This is a genomic window from Sedimentitalea arenosa, from assembly GCF_016428585.1.
GTDB classification, from domain to species: domain Bacteria; phylum Pseudomonadota; class Alphaproteobacteria; order Rhodobacterales; family Rhodobacteraceae; genus Sedimentitalea; species Sedimentitalea arenosa.
Window position 1 is genome coordinate 297,539 of sequence record NZ_JAELVR010000001.1, and the last position, 16,137, is coordinate 313,675.

Below are 16,137 nucleotides of genomic sequence, written 5' to 3' on the forward strand. Positions count from 1 at the left end.
AAGGACTGCAAATGAGTTTTGACTACGACCTGTTCGTCATCGGCGGAGGCTCTGGCGGCGTCCGCGCTGCGCGGGTGGCCGCGGGCGAGGCGGGCGCTAAGGTGGGCCTTGCCGAATCCGATAGATACGGCGGCACATGCGTGATCCGGGGCTGCGTCCCCAAGAAGCTGATGGTTTTCGCGTCGGGCTATGGCGCCATGCCGGCCGAGGCGCGTGAATACGGCTGGGACATCGCGGATGGCGCGTTCGACTGGACGGCCTTTCGCACCAAGCTGAACAAGGAACTCGACCGGCTCGAAGGGGTGTATCGCAACCTGTTGAAGAATTCGAGCGTCGATACGTTCGATGCCCGCGCGACGTTGAAGGATGCTCATACGGTCGAACTGTCCTCCGGCGAATGCTTCACCGCAAAGCATATCCTCGTTGCGACTGGAGGGCATCCGGTGCGTCCCGACATGCCAAACGCGGATCTCGGCATCGTGTCCGACGATATCTTTCACCTGCCCGACCTGCCCAAGTCTATCCTGATCATCGGTGGGGGGTATATCGCCTGCGAATTCGCCTGCATCCTGCACGGGCTCGGCGTTCAGGTCACCCAGTACTACCGGGGCGCGCAGATCCTGCGTGGTTTCGATGACGAAGCACGTGGGCTCGTGGCCGACTCGATGCGCGAGCGGGGCATAGACCTGCATCTGGGTACCAACGTTGTCGAAATGACGCGCGCCGACGCGGATCATGCGCTCAGCCACTCCGGGACCAACTCTGACGCGGCCATGGGCCCGGCGGCGCAGGACCGGGACGTGCCGACGCGCGACGATGGCGGGGCAGGCAAGGGTGGCCCTGTCTGGGTCAAGTCCACAAACGGCACCGAGCGGGTGTTTGACATGGTGCTCTTCGCCACCGGTCGCGATCCCAATGCACGGGACATGGGGCTCGAAAAGATCGGTGTCGAAATCGGGCGCCGTGGCGAGATCGTCGTGGACAAGTACAGCCAGACCGCGGTGCCCTCGATCTATGCGATCGGCGACGTGACCAACCGGGTGAACCTCACCCCTGTGGCGATCCGTGAAGGCATGGCCTTCGTGGAGACCGTGTTCAAGGGCAACCCGACGCCAGTTGACCACGAACTTGTCGCCAGCGCGATCTTCACCCAGCCCGAAATGGGGACGGTGGGCCTGAGCGAAGAAGAGGCGCGCGACCGCGAGCCGGTCGATATCTATTGCACCAGCTTCAGGCCGATGCAGTCGGCCTTCGCCGGCCACTCGGACCGCGTCTTGATGAAGCTGGTCGTGAGCAAGGCCAGCCGGAAAGTCCTGGGATGCCACATCGTAGCGCCCGATGCGGGCGAGATGATCCAGCTTGCGGGCATCGCCATCAAGATGGGGGCAACAAAGGAGGACTTCGATCGCACGGTTGCGGTTCATCCGACGATGTCCGAAGAGATCGTGACGATGAGAACCCCGATGCGCAGTGCCTGACCAATTTAGTCTTGAATATTCACGACGCGCATACAGGTAACACGACAGAGCCGCGACGCGCGGCATAGGAAGGGAAAGCAACAATATGGCGGGCAACAGCGGTGGCCCCTGGGGGGGCGGAGGCTCCTCCGGTGGAGGCGACAACGACGGAAGAAACGGCAGCGGCAACAACGGCGGTGGGCGCCGGCCCGGCGGCGACGGGCCGCAAATTCCGGAAATCGACGATCTGGTGAAGAAAGGCCAGGAGCAGCTGCGCGTCCTCATGGGCGGCCGTGGCGGCTCGGGGCAGGGCGGCGGCGGTGGCCGCGGTTCCGGCGGCGGCGGGCCGCTCTTCACCAAGGGTACGATCGGGCTTGCCGTGGTCGCCGGCGCGGTGCTCTGGGGCCTAGCCAGCTTTTATACGGTCAAGCCGGAAGAGCAGTCGGTCGAACTGTTTCTCGGCGAGTTCTACGCCATCGGACAACCAGGTCTGAACTTTGCACCCTGGCCCCTGGTCACGGCAGAGGTCATTCCGGTGACCCGCGAACAGACCGAAGACATGGGTGGCAACCGGGGCGGCAATGACGGCCTGATGCTGACCGGCGACGAGAACGTGGTCGACATCGACTACCAGGTTGTCTGGAACATCAACGATCCGGCGAAGTACCTGTTCAACCTCGCCGACCCGCGCCAGACCATTCAGGCGGTTTCGGAATCGGCCATGCGCGAGATCATCGCGCAGTCGGAACTGGCCCCGATCCTGAACCGTGACCGGGGAATCATCGGCGATCGTCTTCAGGATCTCATCCAGATCACGCTCGACAGCTATGACAGCGGCGTGAACATCATCCGCGTCAACTTCGACAAGGCCGACCCGCCCGAAAAGGTCATCGATGCGTTTCGCGACGTTCAAGCCGCCGCCCAGGAGCGGGACCGCCTGCAGAACGTGGCCGATGCCTATGCCAACCGGGTTCTGGCCGAGGCGCGCGGTGAAGCCGCGCAGCTCCTGGAAGAGGCCGAGGGCTATCGCGCTCGCGTCGTCAACGAAGCGACCGGTGAGGCCAGCCGTTTCTCGGCGGTTCTCGAAGAATACGAGAAAGCTCCGGAAGTGACGCGCAAGCGTCTCTATCTGGAAACCATGGAGCAGGTCCTGGGTGGTCTGAACAAGATCATCATCGACGAAAACTCCGGTGGCTCGGGCGTCGTGCCCTATCTTCCACTCAATGAACTGCGCCAACCAAGCTCAACTGGAGGAACGAACTGATGCGGAAAACCACATTTCTTCTTCCCATTCTGGTCATCGCAGTCGCAGCCCTGCTGTCGTCGATCTTCATCGTCGACGAGCGCGAGAAGGCCTTGGTCCTGCAGTTCGGTCGCGTCGTTGCGGTCAAGGAAGATCCGGGCCTCGCCTTCAAGATTCCGCTGATCCAGGAAGTCGTACGTTATGACGACCGGATCCTGTCGCGGGACGTCGAGCCGCTGGAAGTCACTCCTCTGGATGACCGTCGTCTTGTCGTCGACGCCTTCGCGCGCTACCGGATCAGCGACGTCAACCAGTTTCGCCAAGCGGTCGGTGTCGGCGGCATTGCCATCGCCGAAAACCGGCTGGACTCGATCCTCCGCGCCGAAACGCGGGAAGTTCTGGGTTCGGTCAGTTCCAAGGATATCCTGAGTTCCGACCGTGCGGCTCTCATGCTGCGCATCCGCAACGCGGCGATCGCCGAAGCGCGCGGACTTGGGATCGACATCATCGACGTGCGCCTGAAGGCGACAGACCTGCCGACGCAGAACCTCGAGGCGACGTTCGAACGGATGCGCGCTGAACGGGAACGGGAAGCGACGGACGAACGCGCGCGCGGTAACGAAGCCGCCCAGCGGGTGCGGGCCCAGGCCGATCGGACCGTGGTCGAACTCGTTTCCGAAGCTCAGCGGGAAGCCGAGATCATCCGAGGCGAGGCGGACGCGCTGCGTAACAACATCTTCGCGCAAGCCTTTGGCCGGGATGAGGAGTTCTTCGAGTTCTACCGCTCGCTCACGGCGTATCAGCGGGCGCTTCAGGGCAGCAACTCCTCGATGGTGATGAACCCGGATTCCGAGTTCTTCAACTATCTTCGCTCACCCACTGGCGAGTCGTCGGCGCCACAGGAGTAGTACCCGTGGGCTTCGTTTTCCTGGCCCTCGGGCTGGTTCTGATCGTGGAGGGGCTGGCCTGGGTGCTGGCCCCTTCCGCTTTGGAGCGTCTGCTTGAAATGCTGCGTGGCGTTCCCGACCAGGTGCGCCGCCAGATCGGCGCGCTCGCCATCGTCAGCGGATTGTTTCTGTTGTGGATCGCGCAGGCGCTCGGCGCATTCTGACCGCCCGCCACCTCATGCCCGCACCGGTTGGACTTTCACATCCGCTTGAAACGGTGCAACACTGTTTGCGGGCCGCGACAATGCGCCTACATTGTTCCCCAAGCAAGGCGCTGGCCCGGCAAAGGCGCAGCGCCGCTGCAATTCAAAAGGAGACGGCACAGTGAAGCCCCAGGCAATCGCAATTACAGGTCGACATTCGAATGACGCCGGGGCCCTCGTGCGGCTGGTCTGGCTGTCCGCGCTCGCGGTGGTGTTCGTGCTGATGCAGGCGCTTGCAGCACAGGCGCGGCCCGAAAGCCTCGCACCGTTGGCCGAAAAGATAAGCCCTTCGGTGGTGAACATCACGACCTCGACCACGGTCGAGGGCCGCACGGGGCCGCAGGGCATCGTTCCCGACGGCTCGCCCTTCGAGGATTTCTTCCGCGAGTTCCAGGATCGTAACCGGGACGGCGAAGGTCCGCGTGCACGCCGGTCCTCGGCGCTTGGCTCGGGCTTCGTGATCTCCGAAGACGGTTATGTCGTCACCAACAACCACGTGATCGACGGTGCCGACGAAATTCTCGTCGAGTTCTTCTCGGGCGAGGAACTGGCCGCGACAGTTGTGGGCACCGACCCGAACACGGATATCGCCCTGCTCAAGGTCGAATCCGACGAACCGCTCCCTTTCGTGAGCTTCGGAGACAGTGACAGCGCACGGGTCGGAGACTGGGTCATCGCCATGGGCAACCCGCTGGGACAGGGGTTTTCCGTCTCGGCCGGCATCGTGTCGGCGCGCAATCGGGCGCTGTCGGGCACCTATGACGACTACATCCAGACCGACGCGGCGATCAACCGCGGCAACTCGGGCGGTCCGCTCTTCAACATGGACGGCGAGGTTGTCGGCGTGAACACGGCAATCCTTTCGCCCAATGGCGGCTCGATCGGGATCGGCTTCTCGATGGCGTCGAACGTGGTCACGCGCGTTGTCGACCAGCTGAAGGAATTCGGTGAGACGCGGCGCGGCTGGCTGGGCGTTCGGATTCAGGATGTGACCGATGAAATCGCCGAAGCGATGGGCCTCGAGCAGGCCGCTGGCGCGCTCATCACTGATGTACCGGAGGGGCCCGCGAAAGAGGCTGGACTGTTGTCTGGCGACGTGATTCTGACCTTCGACGGCGTGGACGTGGCCGACACGCGGGCGCTGGTGCGCCAGGTCGGAAACACCGCTGTCGGCAAGTCGGTCCGGGTCGTGGTGTTCCGGGACGGCGGCACGCAAACCGTCATGGTGACGCTTGGCCGCCGCGAAGAAGCCGAAGCCGCCGTTCCTGCCGCGATGCAGGACGACGACACACCCGACGTGAAAGAAAAGACCGTGCTGGGGATGACCCTCAGCATCCTGACGGACGAGATGCGCGAAGAACTCGGTGTGCCGGATAATCAGAACGGACTGGCGGTCCTGTCCGTCGATGAGCTTTCCGAGGCTTTCGAGAAGGGTCTGCGCTCCGGTGACATCATCACCGAGGCGGGTCAGCAGAAGGTGGCGTCGCTGGATGAACTGGATGATCGGATCGAGGAAGCTAAGGAAGCCGGGCGGAAGTCTCTCTTGCTGCTGGTGCGGCGGGGTGGCGACCCACGGTTCGTTGCGCTGAGCTTGGCTGACTGACAGAAACCGGAAAAAAAAGAGCCATGTGCATTCGCACATGGCTCTTTCCTCTTGGACCGGTCAGGGGGAGCACACAAGGAAGGACCGGCCCGGGGGATAGTGGCAGGGGCCCTAGGGCCACCTGCCGGGAGGATGCAGCTTTGCCTGTGCTCGGCGGAACTGGTTATCGGTATCCACCAGCCAACTCAGGACGGTTCCAAATGCTCCCTGCGGCTGCTTCGGAAGAAACGTGCAGGCGCGCTTGCGGAGCTTGGTCGGACGTCGTGTCATGATGGCTCCTTTCATCGTCAACAGGGGAACTCGTGAAACGGGAACTCTTTACTCGGGATTACTCTCTATGGGTGGTTCGTTAAATCTTGCCTTTGGACTTCGCTGTTCTCGTAGGTCCAACATGCGTCAGAATCGTGCCGCTGTATGTGAACCAGCACACACAAGATCTGGAAAATCTCAGGCTTCGAGAAAAAATCTCAGATCTGGTCGGGTTCGGCCAGAACCTGCAGCGCGTCGAGATCCTTGACCACCAGCCCGCCGCGGGCGCTGTCGATCACGCCCTCGCGCTTCCAGCTCGACAGGATCTTCGAGACGGCTTCGCGGGTGGCGCCCACGAACTCGGCGAGTTCTGCCTGCGATAGCGATATCTTGAAGGGCGGAGACGAGCCTTCGGGCGAGAGATGCAGAACCTTGCGGGCCAGACGGGTGGGCAGGGGCAGGAATACCTGTTCGTTCAACTGCCGCCCCATCCAGCGCATGCGCTGACCGGCCAGGTGAATCATGTCGACGGCAAGATCCGGGCGCTGGCGGATCTGTTGCAGCACGTCCGCATGGCGCACGCGGCAGAGCAGCGTTTCCTCGACCGCCGTGGCGGTCGCCGTGCGTGCGCCGGGGTCGAAGAGCGAGATTTCCCCGAACAGTGCTCCGGGACGCATCATGTCGAGCGTCAGCTTTCGGCCATCCATCGCCAGCACGCTGAATTCGACCGCGCCGCTCATGATCGCGAAGAGGGCGTCGCCCACATCACCTTGTTCGAACAGGATATCGCCCGGTTGCAGCGTCACGTCGGTTGCCTGTTCCGAAAGCATCGTTCTGAGATCGGCGGACACGTCGGACAGGAATCCGATTTTCGGCAAACTGCGCGCGCCCATTGAGTATCCCTCTCATGTTCCCCGAGTCATGTTACCAAGTTTTCACGCGTCGGGAACAGGGGAATGCGGCTGGCAGGGCTTGGCGGTGTGTTCCGGGTCGAGCAGCCGGTCCAGCAGGGGCGAGATATCCTCGATCCGCTCTGCAATCACGTGGGTGACGGAATGGGCCCGCTGCAGGCGTCCGCTGACGCGCAACATCCGTCCGGCGATCACCGCGCGGCGAAACCGCTCGTAGATCTTGCGCCAGACGATCACGTTGACCACCCCGGTCTCGTCCTCGAGCGTCAGAAAGATCACGCCCTTGGCGGTTCCGGGGCGTTGGCGCAGGATGACCAGTCCGGCGACGGTCACGGCGGCGCCTTCAGGCGAATCCTGCAACCGCGACGCGGTCAGGCAGGAGGGCGGACCGGCCCGGTTCGGGCGGGAAAACGGAGCAATGACGGACATGGAACAAAGATAGAACAAGCTGCAAAAATGTCCAGTCTTCCAGCGGCGAGGGCAGATTGCTCTGGCACGCCACGAGTCGCTTGGATAGACAACAGCCGACATATGAGGAGAGCCGGAGAAGATGGCAAAAATCACCTATATCGAATACGGCGGCACCGAACATGTGGTCGAGGTCGCCAACGGGCTGACCGTCATGGAAGGCGCGCGCGACAACAACATTCCGGGCATCGAGGCCGATTGCGGCGGTGCTTGCGCCTGTTCGACCTGTCACGTCTATGTCGATTCCGCCTGGGTCGAGAAACTTCCGGCGAAGGATGACATGGAAGAGGACATGCTCGATTTCGCCTATGAACCCGATCCTGAACGCTCGCGCCTGACCTGCCAGATCAAGGTGACCGATGCGCTGGACGGACTCGTGGTGCGGATGCCCGAGAAACAGATCTGATGACAGGCCGGGCGCGGCGTCTGCCCGCCCGCTCGTGGCCCGCGATCGCTCGCCGCGCGCTTCTGGCGTTGTGTCTGTGGCAACCCGTGCAGGTGTCGGCGGACACGGCGTCGATCTGTGCGGCCACCTATGCGGAGCCGACATCGGACTACCCACATGGGGTTCTCGGAGATGAGTTGGAATGGGCAGCTCTAGACGTCATCGTCGGGCGGAAATGCAACGCGACCGCATCCGCGTCTTTCGTGACCTATCGTCTGAAGGCGCCATCCAACACGGTGTTCGAGGATCTGGCGCCGCGTCTGTGGGACGTCAGCGGGGACGGAGAACCCGAGGTCGTCGTGGTCCGCAGCCATCAGCGTTTCGGCGGGCAACTCGTGATCTACGGATTGAATGGTGTCGTTCCGGTCGAACGTGCGGCGACGCCGCCGATCGGTCACAGGTTCCGCTGGCTGGCCCCGGTCGCCGCCGCCGATCTGGACGGGGACGGTCATGTCGAGATCGCCTATATCGACCGCCCACATTTGGCCAAGACTCTGCGGATCTGGCGGTATCGGGATGAAACCCTCTCGCCCCTGCTCACGGTGCCCGATATGACCAATCACCGGATCGGCTGGGATTTCGTGGTCGGGGGGCTCAAGTCCTGCACGACGCCGCCTGCTGTGGTTGCGATTTCAGGTGACTGGAGGCGCGTGATCGAAGTCACGTTGCAGGATGGAGCTGCGGTCTCGCGCGACATCGGGCCGTATCAAGGCCCTGAAAGCGTGGCGACAGCCCTTCGGTGCGACTAGACTGTCCGCAAGGCACCAAACCGTACGGGCCGAGCCATTTCACTCGAGCGCGCGCCAGCCGATATCCTTGCGGCAGAACCCCTCGGGCCAGTCGATGTGCTCCACCATCTCGTAGGCGCGCTCCCGCGCCTCGGCCAGGGTTTCGCCTCGGGCGGTCAGGTTGAGAACCCGGCCGCCACTTGCCCGATAGGCCCCATCCCGGCGCTCGGTCCCTGCGTGGAAACACATCTGCCGACTCGTTTCGGGCAGCTTGTCCAGCCCCTTGATGACGCTGCCCTTCGCATACGCGCCGGGATACCCGTCTGTCGCCATGACCACCGTCATTGCATGATCGCCGGACCAGTTCACGCGCATGTCCTTCAGGCGCCCCTCTGCCGCTGCGTGCATCAGGTCGAGCGCTTGCGCTCCGAGCCGCATCATCAGGACCTGACATTCCGGATCGCCGAAACGCACGTTGTATTCGACAAGGCGCGGTTCGCCATCGCGGATCATCAAGCCGACATAGAGCACACCTTGGTAGGGTGTGCCGCGCTGTGCCATCTCGGCGATGGTGGGGCGCACGATACGGTCGAGCGCCCGTTGCGCCACAATGTCATCCAGCACCGGTGCGGGAGAATACGCACCCATGCCGCCGGTGTTCGGGCCGGTGTCGCCGTCTCCCACGCGCTTGTGGTCCTGGGCGGTTCCGATCGGCAACACGTTATCGCCATCGCAGAGCACGAAGAACGAGGCCTCTTCGCCCTCCATGAATTCCTCGATCACCACCTCCGTGCCGGCCCCGCCGAAAGCGCCCTCGAACATGTCGTCGACTGCGGCCAGCGCTTCGTCCTCGGTCATGGCTACGATCACGCCCTTGCCGGCAGCCAGCCCGTCCGCCTTGACCACGATCGGCGCGCCTTGTGCTCGAATGTGCGCCTTTGCCGTCTCGGGATCGGTGAAGTGGCCATAGGCGGCGGTCGGGGCGCCGGCGGCGTCGCAGATCTCCTTGGTGAAGCTTTTCGAAGCCTCGAGCCGCGCCGCAGCCGCCGATGGGCCGAACACCAGGAAGCCCGCATCACGCAGCCGGTCCGCGACCCCGGCCGCCAAGGGCGCCTCCGGGCCGATTATGACGAAGTCGATCGCGTTCTCCTCGGCGAAGGTCGCGACGGCACCGCCATTCTCGATGTCGAGCGCCGCGCAATCGGCGATCTGGGCGATTCCCGCGTTTCCGGGGGCGACGATCAGCTTGTCGCATTTCGGGTTCTGCAACACCGCCCAGGCCAGGCTGTGTTCGCGCCCGCCGCTGCCGAGGATGAGGATGTTCATGAAATGCGCTCCGATCTGCTTGGCCTCGCCTGGCCCGCGTTCTAAGCTGGCTCCCAAGGCGAAACAAGGCATCCCCATGTCCGATCTCATCGACGACCCGGTTCCGGGTCAGAACCTGCCGGAATACTCCGTGTCCGAGATTTCCGGCGCGGTGAAACGCACTCTGGAAGACGAATTCGGACGCATCCGCGTCCGCGGCGAGGTCGGCCGCGTATTCAAGGCACGGTCGGGCCATCTCTACTACGACGTCAAGGATGACCGCTCGGTGCTGGCCTGCACCACCTGGAAGGGCCAGATCGCCGGATTGTCGGTTGTGCCCGAGGAGGGGCTCGAGGTGGTCGTGACCGGCCGCCTCACGGCGTTCGGCGCGCAATCGAAGTACAACCTCAACGTCGACGAAGTAGCAGTGGCGGGGCAGGGCGCGCTCATGGCGCTGCTGGAAAAGCGTAAGGCGCAACTGGCCGCCGAGGGCTTGTTCGATCCCGCCCGCAAACAACCGCTGCCCTACCTGCCCGAGATCATCGGTGTCGTCACCTCTCCCTCGGGCGCGGTGATCCGCGACATCCTGCACCGGTTGCGTGACCGGTTTCCGCGCAAGGTGCTGATCTGGCCGGTGGCGGTTCAGGGGGCGGCCTGCGCGCCAGAGGTCGCTCGCGCCATCGCCGGTTTCAACGCGCTGAGCGAGGGCGGTGCCTTGCCGCGGCCCGATCTGTTGATCGTCGCGCGCGGCGGCGGGTCGGTCGAAGATCTTTGGGGCTTCAACGAGGAGGTCGTCGCACGCGCAGCGGCGGCGTCGCGGATTCCGCTGATCTCGGCTGTGGGGCATGAAACCGACACGACCCTGATCGACTTCGTGTCCGATCAGCGCGCGCCAACACCGACCGCGGCGGCGGAACTGGCGGTGCCGGTGCGACTGGACCTGCTGGCGAATGTCGACGCGCAGGGAGCGCGGATCAGCCGGGCGATCAGCAATGGTATCGCCCAGCGGCGGCAACGGCTGACCGACCTCTCCCGCGCCTTGCCCCGGCCCGAGGGGCTGCTCGACTCGCCGCGCCAGCGCCTCGACCAACTCGCGCACAAGCTGCCGGGCGCGCTGATTGCGGGCGTGCGGCAGCGCCACATCCAGACGGCCCGGCTGGGCGGGCGTCTGCATCCGGGCATGTTGCAGCGGATGGTGAAGGGCGAACGCGACCGGCTGGATCGCGGATCGCGGAATCTCGGGCCGGCCCTGCATCGCGCGTTGAACGAGCACCGCGGGAGGCTCGATCGCACGTCCGCGCGGCTCAAGACCGACCGGCTGGATACCCGGCTGTCGCAGGGCAGGGTGGATCTGGCCGCGCTGGGGCGTCGCCTCTCGCGCGCGGGCGCGCAGCAGATCGAACATTTGAAGAAGCAGGTCGCGGCCAATGATCGTCTGCTGGCCTCGCTCGGCTACGAGGCCACCCTTGCACGCGGCTATGCGGTGGTCCGGGCCGAGGGTGAACTCGTGACCACGCAGGCTGCTGCGACCAAGGCCGGCGCTCTGGAAATTCAGTTCGCCGATGGGCGACTGGACGTGCTGCCCGTGTCCGGGCGCAAACCCGCGAAACCCGCAAAACCGGCGCAGCACGCTCCGGATGAGTCCGACCAGGGTTCGCTCTTCTGACCTCGGGCCGGGTCAGTTGTCGACCTGGTGCACCTCGATCACGTTACCGTCCGGATCATAGAAGAAGATCTGGTGCCACCCCGTGACCGCGGTGTTGCCCCAGTCCGAATAGGGGATGCCCTGCGCGTCCAGATGCGCCTTGAAGGCGGTGAGATCGTCGGTGCGATAGGCGATATGCCCTTGGCTGACCGGGTTGACGATCTGCCTGGTCGCAAAGCCGGCTTGCACGTCCTTCTGGGCAATGTGGGTCTGGACCGCGCCGTCCGTGACGAAGGCGACATCTCCCGCATACCCTTTTTCCTTTTCGAGCGTCGGCAAGCCGCCGGTCTCGCGCGCAAGGCCCAGCACGTCGCGATAGAAGGCGTCCATGCGGGCGACGTTATCGGTGGACAGGTTGATGTGATGGAGGGTCAGCTTCATGTCGGCGCCTTTCGCGGAGAACTCGCCGCCCACTCTGTCGGCGGGGCGACGCCCGATCAAGCCCGGTCCGGGGGCATTTTGCGGCGCTCAGGCTTGCGAGCCGGGCGCCGCAGGGGTAAACGCGCTCTGACACAGCACGAGGACCCCCATGTCGATTGATCAGACTACCGCCGCCCGGGTGGCCAAGCTGGCCCGGATCAAGGTCGAAGAGGATGCGCTGCCTGCGCTGGCGGCTGAATTCAACACCATTCTGGGGTTCATCGAACAGTTGAACGAGGTCGATGTGGACGGGGTCGAGCCGATGACCTCGGTCACGCCGCAACGCCTGAAACGGCGTGCCGATGTGGTGACGGATGGCAACCAGCAGGCCAAGGTTCTGTCGAACGCGCCCGATGCGCGCGAGGGCTTTTTCGCGGTTCCGAAAGTGGTGGAGTAATCATGACCGATCTGAACACTCTGGGCCTGGCGGAGGCGCGTGACGCGCTGCGTGCAGGCGAGACCACGGCGGTCGAGCTGACCGAAAGCTGTCTCAAGGCGATCGACGCGGCGGATGCGCTGAACGCCTTCGTGCACAAGACGCCGGAAATCGCGATGGAGCGTGCCGCGGCCGCCGATGTGCGGCTCAGGGCGGGGGATGCGCCGGCCATGTGTGGCCTGCCGATCGGCATCAAGGATCTGTTCTGTACGCGCGGTGTGCCGTCGCAGGCGGGCAGCAGAATCCTGCAGGGCTTCCTGCCGGAATACGAATCCACCGTCAGCCAGAACCTTGCCGACGCGGGGGCCGTCATGCTGGGTAAGCTCAACATGGACGAATTCGCCATGGGCAGCAGCAACGAGACCAGCACCTATGGCAACGCGATCAGCCCGTGGCGGCGTGGAAATGATGATGCGGCGCTGACGCCGGGCGGCTCCTCCGGTGGCTCCGCCGCAGCCGTGGCGGCCGATCTCTGCCTTGCGGCGACCGGCACCGACACTGGCGGCTCGATCCGTCAGCCCGCCGCCTTTACGGGCACAGTCGGGATCAAGCCCACCTATGGGCGCTGCTCGCGCTGGGGCATCGTGGCCTTTGCCAGTTCTCTCGATCAGGCCGGGCCGATGACCAAGTCTGTGCGCGACGCGGCGATCATGCTGGAAGCGATGTGTGGGCATGATCCCAAGGACAGCACCAGCGCCGATCTGCCGGTGCCGGATTTCGAAGCGATGCTGAGCGGTGACATCAAGGGCAAGACCATCGGCATTCCGCGCGAGTACCGCATGGACGGCATGCCGGGTGAGATTGAAACGCTATGGTCTCAGGGTACGGACATGCTGCGCGATGCCGGTGCCAAGATCGTCGATATCAGCCTGCCACACACGAAATATGCGCTGCCGGCCTACTACGTCATCGCGCCTGCCGAAGCGTCGAGCAACCTCGCCCGCTATGACGGGGTGCGCTATGGCCACCGCGCCAAGCTCGCGCAGGGCGACGGCATCACCGAGATGTATGAAAAGACCCGCGCCGAAGGCTTCGGCCACGAGGTGCAGCGTCGGATCATGGTGGGCACCTACGTTCTGTCCGCAGGGTTCTACGACGCCTACTACAACCGTGCGCGCAAGGTCCGTACGCTGATCAAGAGGGACTTCGAGAACGTCTTCGCCGAGGGGGTCGACGCGATCCTGACCCCGGCTACCCCGTCTGCGGCCTTTGGTCTGGGCGAGATGACGGATGCGGATCCGGTACAGATGTATCTCAACGATGTCTTCACCGTGACGGTCAACCTGGCCGGCCTGCCGGGGATCTCGGTGCCCACGGGACTGGACAGCCAGGGCCTTCCACTTGGCCTGCAACTGATCGGCCGTCCATGGGAAGAGGGCGATCTGCTGAACACGGCCTATGCGCTGGAGTCCGCCGCGGGCTTTGTGGCCAAGCCCGGGAAATGGTGGTAATCATCTCGCCATCCGTAATCAGCATCCGCAAGGCAGGAGACATGCGCAATTTCGTCCGACCCGTCCTGATGGCAGGGGCTTTCGCGGCCTCTCTCGCCGCTTGTGCGCCACAGGTGCCTGACAGCGGCGCAGGTATCGGTTTCGGCAGCGAGGCCGAGGCGATGCAGGCGCGCGAGCGCGAACTTGCCGGGGTACCGGCGACTGCCGACAGACTGGCGCCACCGCAGGCCTTGTCGAGCGAAACCCTGCCGCCCGCGGATCCAATGATGCAGCCCGCGCCACGCTCGCCAGGCTCGGTCTCTGCGGCACAGAGCGGATCGGCGGACGACATTGCCGCGCAAACCGCCGCCGTCCTCGCCTCGACCGCGCCGGCGACCGGTGGCGGCACCCTCGGCTCGCCCGAGGTGGTCACGACCGAAAGCGGCCTGTCAGCCGAGAACGATTTTTCAGCGGTGGCGGAAACCCGCACCATCGAATCCGACGCGGCCCTGATCGCGACCAATCGCGCGCAATACGAGGTCGTGCAGCCGACCGCCGTGCCCGATCGCGACGGTGCGACACAGCCCAATATCGTCAGCTATGCGTTGTCGACCTCGCATCCGGTCGGTACGCGCGTCTACAGCCGAAGCGGCATCAACCTGGAGGGGCGTGCCGAGCGGGCGTGCCGCAATTTCTCGTCCGCCGACCTTGCGCAGATCGAGTTCCTGTCGCGCGGGGGGCCAGAGCGGGACCGTGCGGGGCTGGACCCGGATGGCGACGGTTATGCCTGCAACTGGGATCCGTCGCGCTTCCGCAAAGCGGTGCAGAACTGACCCCGCGATGGGGGACGCGATCCGCTGGCAGCCTTCGCCGAATTTCGGGCCACGGCGCGACGGGCTGACGCCTGAACTGATCGTCATACACTATACCGCCATGAGCAGCGCCGAGGCGGCGCTGGCACGCCTGTGCGACCCGGCGGCCGAAGTCTCGGCCCATTACCTCATCGCCGGTGATGGCCGGGTCTGGCAGATGGTCGAGGAAATGCAGCGCGCCTGGCATGCCGGGGCGGGACGCTGGGGCGGGCAGGGGGATGTGAACTCGCGCTCGGTCGGGATTGAACTCGACAATGACGGCACGTATCCGTTTTCAGATCCGCAGATGCGCGCGCTCGAAGGTTTGCTCGCCGGGATCATGGATCGGTGGCGGATTGGACCGGCGGGCTTGATCGGCCATTCCGACATGGCGCCGGATCGCAAGTTCGACCCTGGTCCACGGTTCGACTGGGTGCGGCTGGCGCGGCAGGGATTGGCGGTCTGGCCCGGTCAGGACGCGTGCGGGGAGGGCGATTTCATCGCCGACGCTGCCCGCTTCGGCTATGACCCGGAATACGGGGCCGACGCGGTGCTCGCCGCCTTTCGCGCCCGCTTTCGTCCCTTTGCGACCGGCCCGCTTTGTGCGGCGGACACGGCGGCGATGCAGGACCTCGCCCACCGCTTTGGCGTTGACCGGATCGGCAATAGCGCCTAAGTCGCGAGCGCGCGGAGAGCCGGATGGCCGCTGGCGCCGAAAGGTGCGAGAGGAAAGTCCGGACTCCCCATGACAACGGTGCCGGGTAACGCCCGGGCAGGGCAACCTGACGGACAGCGCCACAGAAAACAAACCGCCCGCCGCACCCGAGGTTCGCCGAGGGAGATTGCGCACGGGTCAGGATGAAACGGTGGGGTAAGAGCCCACCGCGCCGCTGGCAACAGGGGTGGCACGGCAAGCCCCACCGGGAGCAATGCCAAATAGGACCTCCGCGCGGGCTGGTCCCCTCGGGGATACCGCCGCTAGGCCGGTCATGGCCAAGAGAGGTCGGGTTGGCAGCTGGACGCGCGTGGCGACACGCGCGCTAGAGGAATGGTCATCGACGGGGCCACGCCCCCGAACAGAATCCGGCTTACAGGCTCTCCGCGCATACCATCATTCATCGAACGGGCATGTCGAACCGGCCTGTCAATACTCCGTGGCGTCTTGCGTCAGGTCAGAACCTGGGCCGCGGCGACGAGGACTCCGCAAAGGATGACGCCAAGGGCGAAGGAGGGAATACGCATGTCTAAATCCAATCGTGAAACACCGAAACAGTTCGGGACAGTCAAATAATGCAGCAAGGGTAGCTCGCCAGCCGTTTCCTGAAAATGTCGCGTGTATGGATCACCATGATGCTGCAGCAAAAACGCTGCAGTCTCGTTTGCCTGTTGACTCCGGCCCGCGCCTGAGTACAAGCGCAGCTTCATGTGAATTCGTCGAAGGGCCCCGCCATCGGGTGATCCTTTCGTTGCAGGAGAGAGACCATGGCGAAGCCGACCACAATCAAAATCCGCCTGAACTCGACCGCAGGCACCGGTCATTTCTATGTGACCAAGAAAAATGCGCGCACCATGACCGAGAAGATGGTCGTCCGCAAATACGATCCGGTGGTCCGCAAGCATGTCGAGTACAAGGAAGGCAAGATCAAGTAACCGCATGACGGTTGCGTGAAACTGCCAAGGCCACGCCGCGCGCGTGGCCTTTTTCGTCGCGCCATGCGCACGCCCTGCAAGGGAAC

The 16,137-nt window shown here is 64.3% G+C and carries 18 protein-coding genes and 1 other RNA gene; 14 read left to right on the forward strand and 5 right to left on the reverse strand.

The features are described from left to right. The first annotated feature begins 11 nt into the window (after window positions 1–11). The 5 genes from JF290_RS01395 (at window position 12) to JF290_RS01415 (ending at window position 5,453) form a co-directional block, all read left to right on the forward strand. Entirely contained in the window at window positions 12–1,478 is a 1,467-nt protein-coding gene (locus JF290_RS01395; protein WP_199022937.1) for an FAD-dependent oxidoreductase, read from the forward strand. 85 nt (window positions 1,479–1,563) lie between these two features. Further along, entirely contained in the window at window positions 1,564–2,721 is a 1,158-nt protein-coding gene (hflK, locus tag JF290_RS01400; protein ID WP_199022938.1) for an FtsH protease activity modulator HflK, read from the forward strand. Beyond that, entirely contained in the window at window positions 2,721–3,608 is an 888-nt protein-coding gene (gene hflC / locus JF290_RS01405) for a protease modulator HflC (RefSeq protein WP_199022939.1), read from the forward strand. Before hflK ends, hflC begins: the two co-directional genes overlap by 1 nt. A 5-nt stretch (window positions 3,609–3,613) precedes the next feature. Beyond that, complete coding sequence (locus JF290_RS01410) at window positions 3,614–3,811, forward strand: DUF2065 family protein (RefSeq protein ID WP_199022940.1); 198 nt, start codon at window positions 3,614–3,616, stop codon at window positions 3,809–3,811. 262 nt (window positions 3,812–4,073) lie between these two features. Then, window positions 4,074–5,453: a Do family serine endopeptidase gene (locus JF290_RS01415; protein WP_233155101.1), complete on the forward strand. Its 1,380-nt coding sequence runs from the start codon at window positions 4,074–4,076 to the stop codon at window positions 5,451–5,453. Window positions 5,454–5,920: 467 nt separating this feature from the next. On the opposite strand, the gene JF290_RS01420 is transcribed toward JF290_RS01415, so the two are convergent. Both JF290_RS01420 and JF290_RS01425 read right to left on the reverse strand, forming a co-directional pair. Continuing rightward, window positions 5,921–6,595, reverse strand: coding sequence for a Crp/Fnr family transcriptional regulator (locus JF290_RS01420; RefSeq protein WP_199022942.1), 675 nt, complete (start codon window positions 6,593–6,595; stop codon window positions 5,921–5,923). 42 nt (window positions 6,596–6,637) lie between these two features. Then, complete coding sequence (locus JF290_RS01425; RefSeq protein WP_199022943.1) at window positions 6,638–7,042, reverse strand: OB-fold nucleic acid binding domain-containing protein; 405 nt, start codon at window positions 7,040–7,042, stop codon at window positions 6,638–6,640. Window positions 7,043–7,163: 121 nt separating this feature from the next. Between JF290_RS01425 and JF290_RS01430 the strand changes: the two genes are divergently transcribed. Together JF290_RS01430 and JF290_RS01435 are read left to right on the forward strand one after the other, a co-directional pair. Continuing rightward, window positions 7,164–7,487: a 2Fe-2S iron-sulfur cluster-binding protein gene (locus JF290_RS01430; RefSeq protein WP_199022944.1), complete on the forward strand. Its 324-nt coding sequence runs from the start codon at window positions 7,164–7,166 to the stop codon at window positions 7,485–7,487. Continuing rightward, the gene (locus tag JF290_RS01435) at window positions 7,487–8,275 is read left to right on the forward strand and encodes an FG-GAP repeat domain-containing protein (protein ID WP_199022945.1); all 789 of its coding nucleotides are present in this window, start codon (window positions 7,487–7,489) and stop codon (window positions 8,273–8,275) included. The genes JF290_RS01430 and JF290_RS01435 overlap by 1 nt, the downstream gene beginning before the upstream one ends. 39 nt (window positions 8,276–8,314) lie before the next feature. Here JF290_RS01435 and purD read toward each other — a convergent pair whose 3' ends face one another. Continuing rightward, window positions 8,315–9,580: a phosphoribosylamine--glycine ligase gene (purD, locus tag JF290_RS01440; RefSeq protein ID WP_199022946.1), complete on the reverse strand. Its 1,266-nt coding sequence runs from the start codon at window positions 9,578–9,580 to the stop codon at window positions 8,315–8,317. Window positions 9,581–9,656: 76 nt separating this feature from the next. Here purD and xseA point away from each other — a divergent pair, with 76 nt between their 5' ends. Further along, window positions 9,657–11,225, forward strand: a complete 1,569-nt coding sequence (gene xseA / locus JF290_RS01445) for an exodeoxyribonuclease VII large subunit (protein WP_199022947.1) — start codon at window positions 9,657–9,659, stop codon at window positions 11,223–11,225. A gap of 12 nt (window positions 11,226–11,237) precedes the next feature. Here the strand turns inward: xseA and JF290_RS01450 are convergent, their stop codons facing one another. Then, window positions 11,238–11,645: a VOC family protein gene (locus JF290_RS01450; protein WP_199022948.1), complete on the reverse strand. Its 408-nt coding sequence runs from the start codon at window positions 11,643–11,645 to the stop codon at window positions 11,238–11,240. 148 nt (window positions 11,646–11,793) lie between these two features. Here JF290_RS01450 and gatC point away from each other — a divergent pair, with 148 nt between their 5' ends. The 5 genes from gatC to rnpB all read left to right on the forward strand — a co-directional run bounded on the left by gatC (window position 11,794) and on the right by rnpB (window position 15,508). Beyond that, on the forward strand, window positions 11,794–12,081 hold the full coding sequence (gatC, locus tag JF290_RS01455) for an Asp-tRNA(Asn)/Glu-tRNA(Gln) amidotransferase subunit GatC (protein ID WP_199022949.1): 288 nt from the start codon (window positions 11,794–11,796) through the stop codon (window positions 12,079–12,081). Between the two features lie 2 nt (window positions 12,082–12,083). After that, complete coding sequence (gene gatA / locus JF290_RS01460; RefSeq protein WP_199022950.1) at window positions 12,084–13,571, forward strand: Asp-tRNA(Asn)/Glu-tRNA(Gln) amidotransferase subunit GatA; 1,488 nt, start codon at window positions 12,084–12,086, stop codon at window positions 13,569–13,571. A gap of 41 nt (window positions 13,572–13,612) precedes the next feature. After that, window positions 13,613–14,383: a hypothetical protein gene (locus JF290_RS01465; RefSeq protein ID WP_199022951.1), complete on the forward strand. Its 771-nt coding sequence runs from the start codon at window positions 13,613–13,615 to the stop codon at window positions 14,381–14,383. Window positions 14,384–14,390: 7 nt separating this feature from the next. Beyond that, window positions 14,391–15,077, forward strand: coding sequence for an N-acetylmuramoyl-L-alanine amidase (locus JF290_RS01470; protein WP_233155079.1), 687 nt, complete (start codon window positions 14,391–14,393; stop codon window positions 15,075–15,077). Between the two features lie 11 nt (window positions 15,078–15,088). Then, an RNA gene (gene rnpB / locus JF290_RS01475) (RNase P RNA component class A) lies at window positions 15,089–15,508 on the forward strand. Window positions 15,509–15,568: 60 nt separating this feature from the next. Here the strand turns inward: rnpB and JF290_RS01480 are convergent. Beyond that, a complete protein-coding gene (locus tag JF290_RS01480; RefSeq protein WP_199022952.1) occupies window positions 15,569–15,826 on the reverse strand; it encodes a hypothetical protein in 258 nt (85 codons plus the stop codon). Window positions 15,827–15,883: 57 nt separating this feature from the next. Here JF290_RS01480 and rpmG point away from each other — a divergent pair, with 57 nt between their 5' ends. Next, window positions 15,884–16,051 (forward strand): 50S ribosomal protein L33, encoded by a 168-nt coding sequence (gene rpmG / locus JF290_RS01485; RefSeq protein WP_007814563.1) that lies wholly within the window; start codon window positions 15,884–15,886, stop codon window positions 16,049–16,051. The last annotated feature ends 86 nt before the right edge of the window (window positions 16,052–16,137 follow it).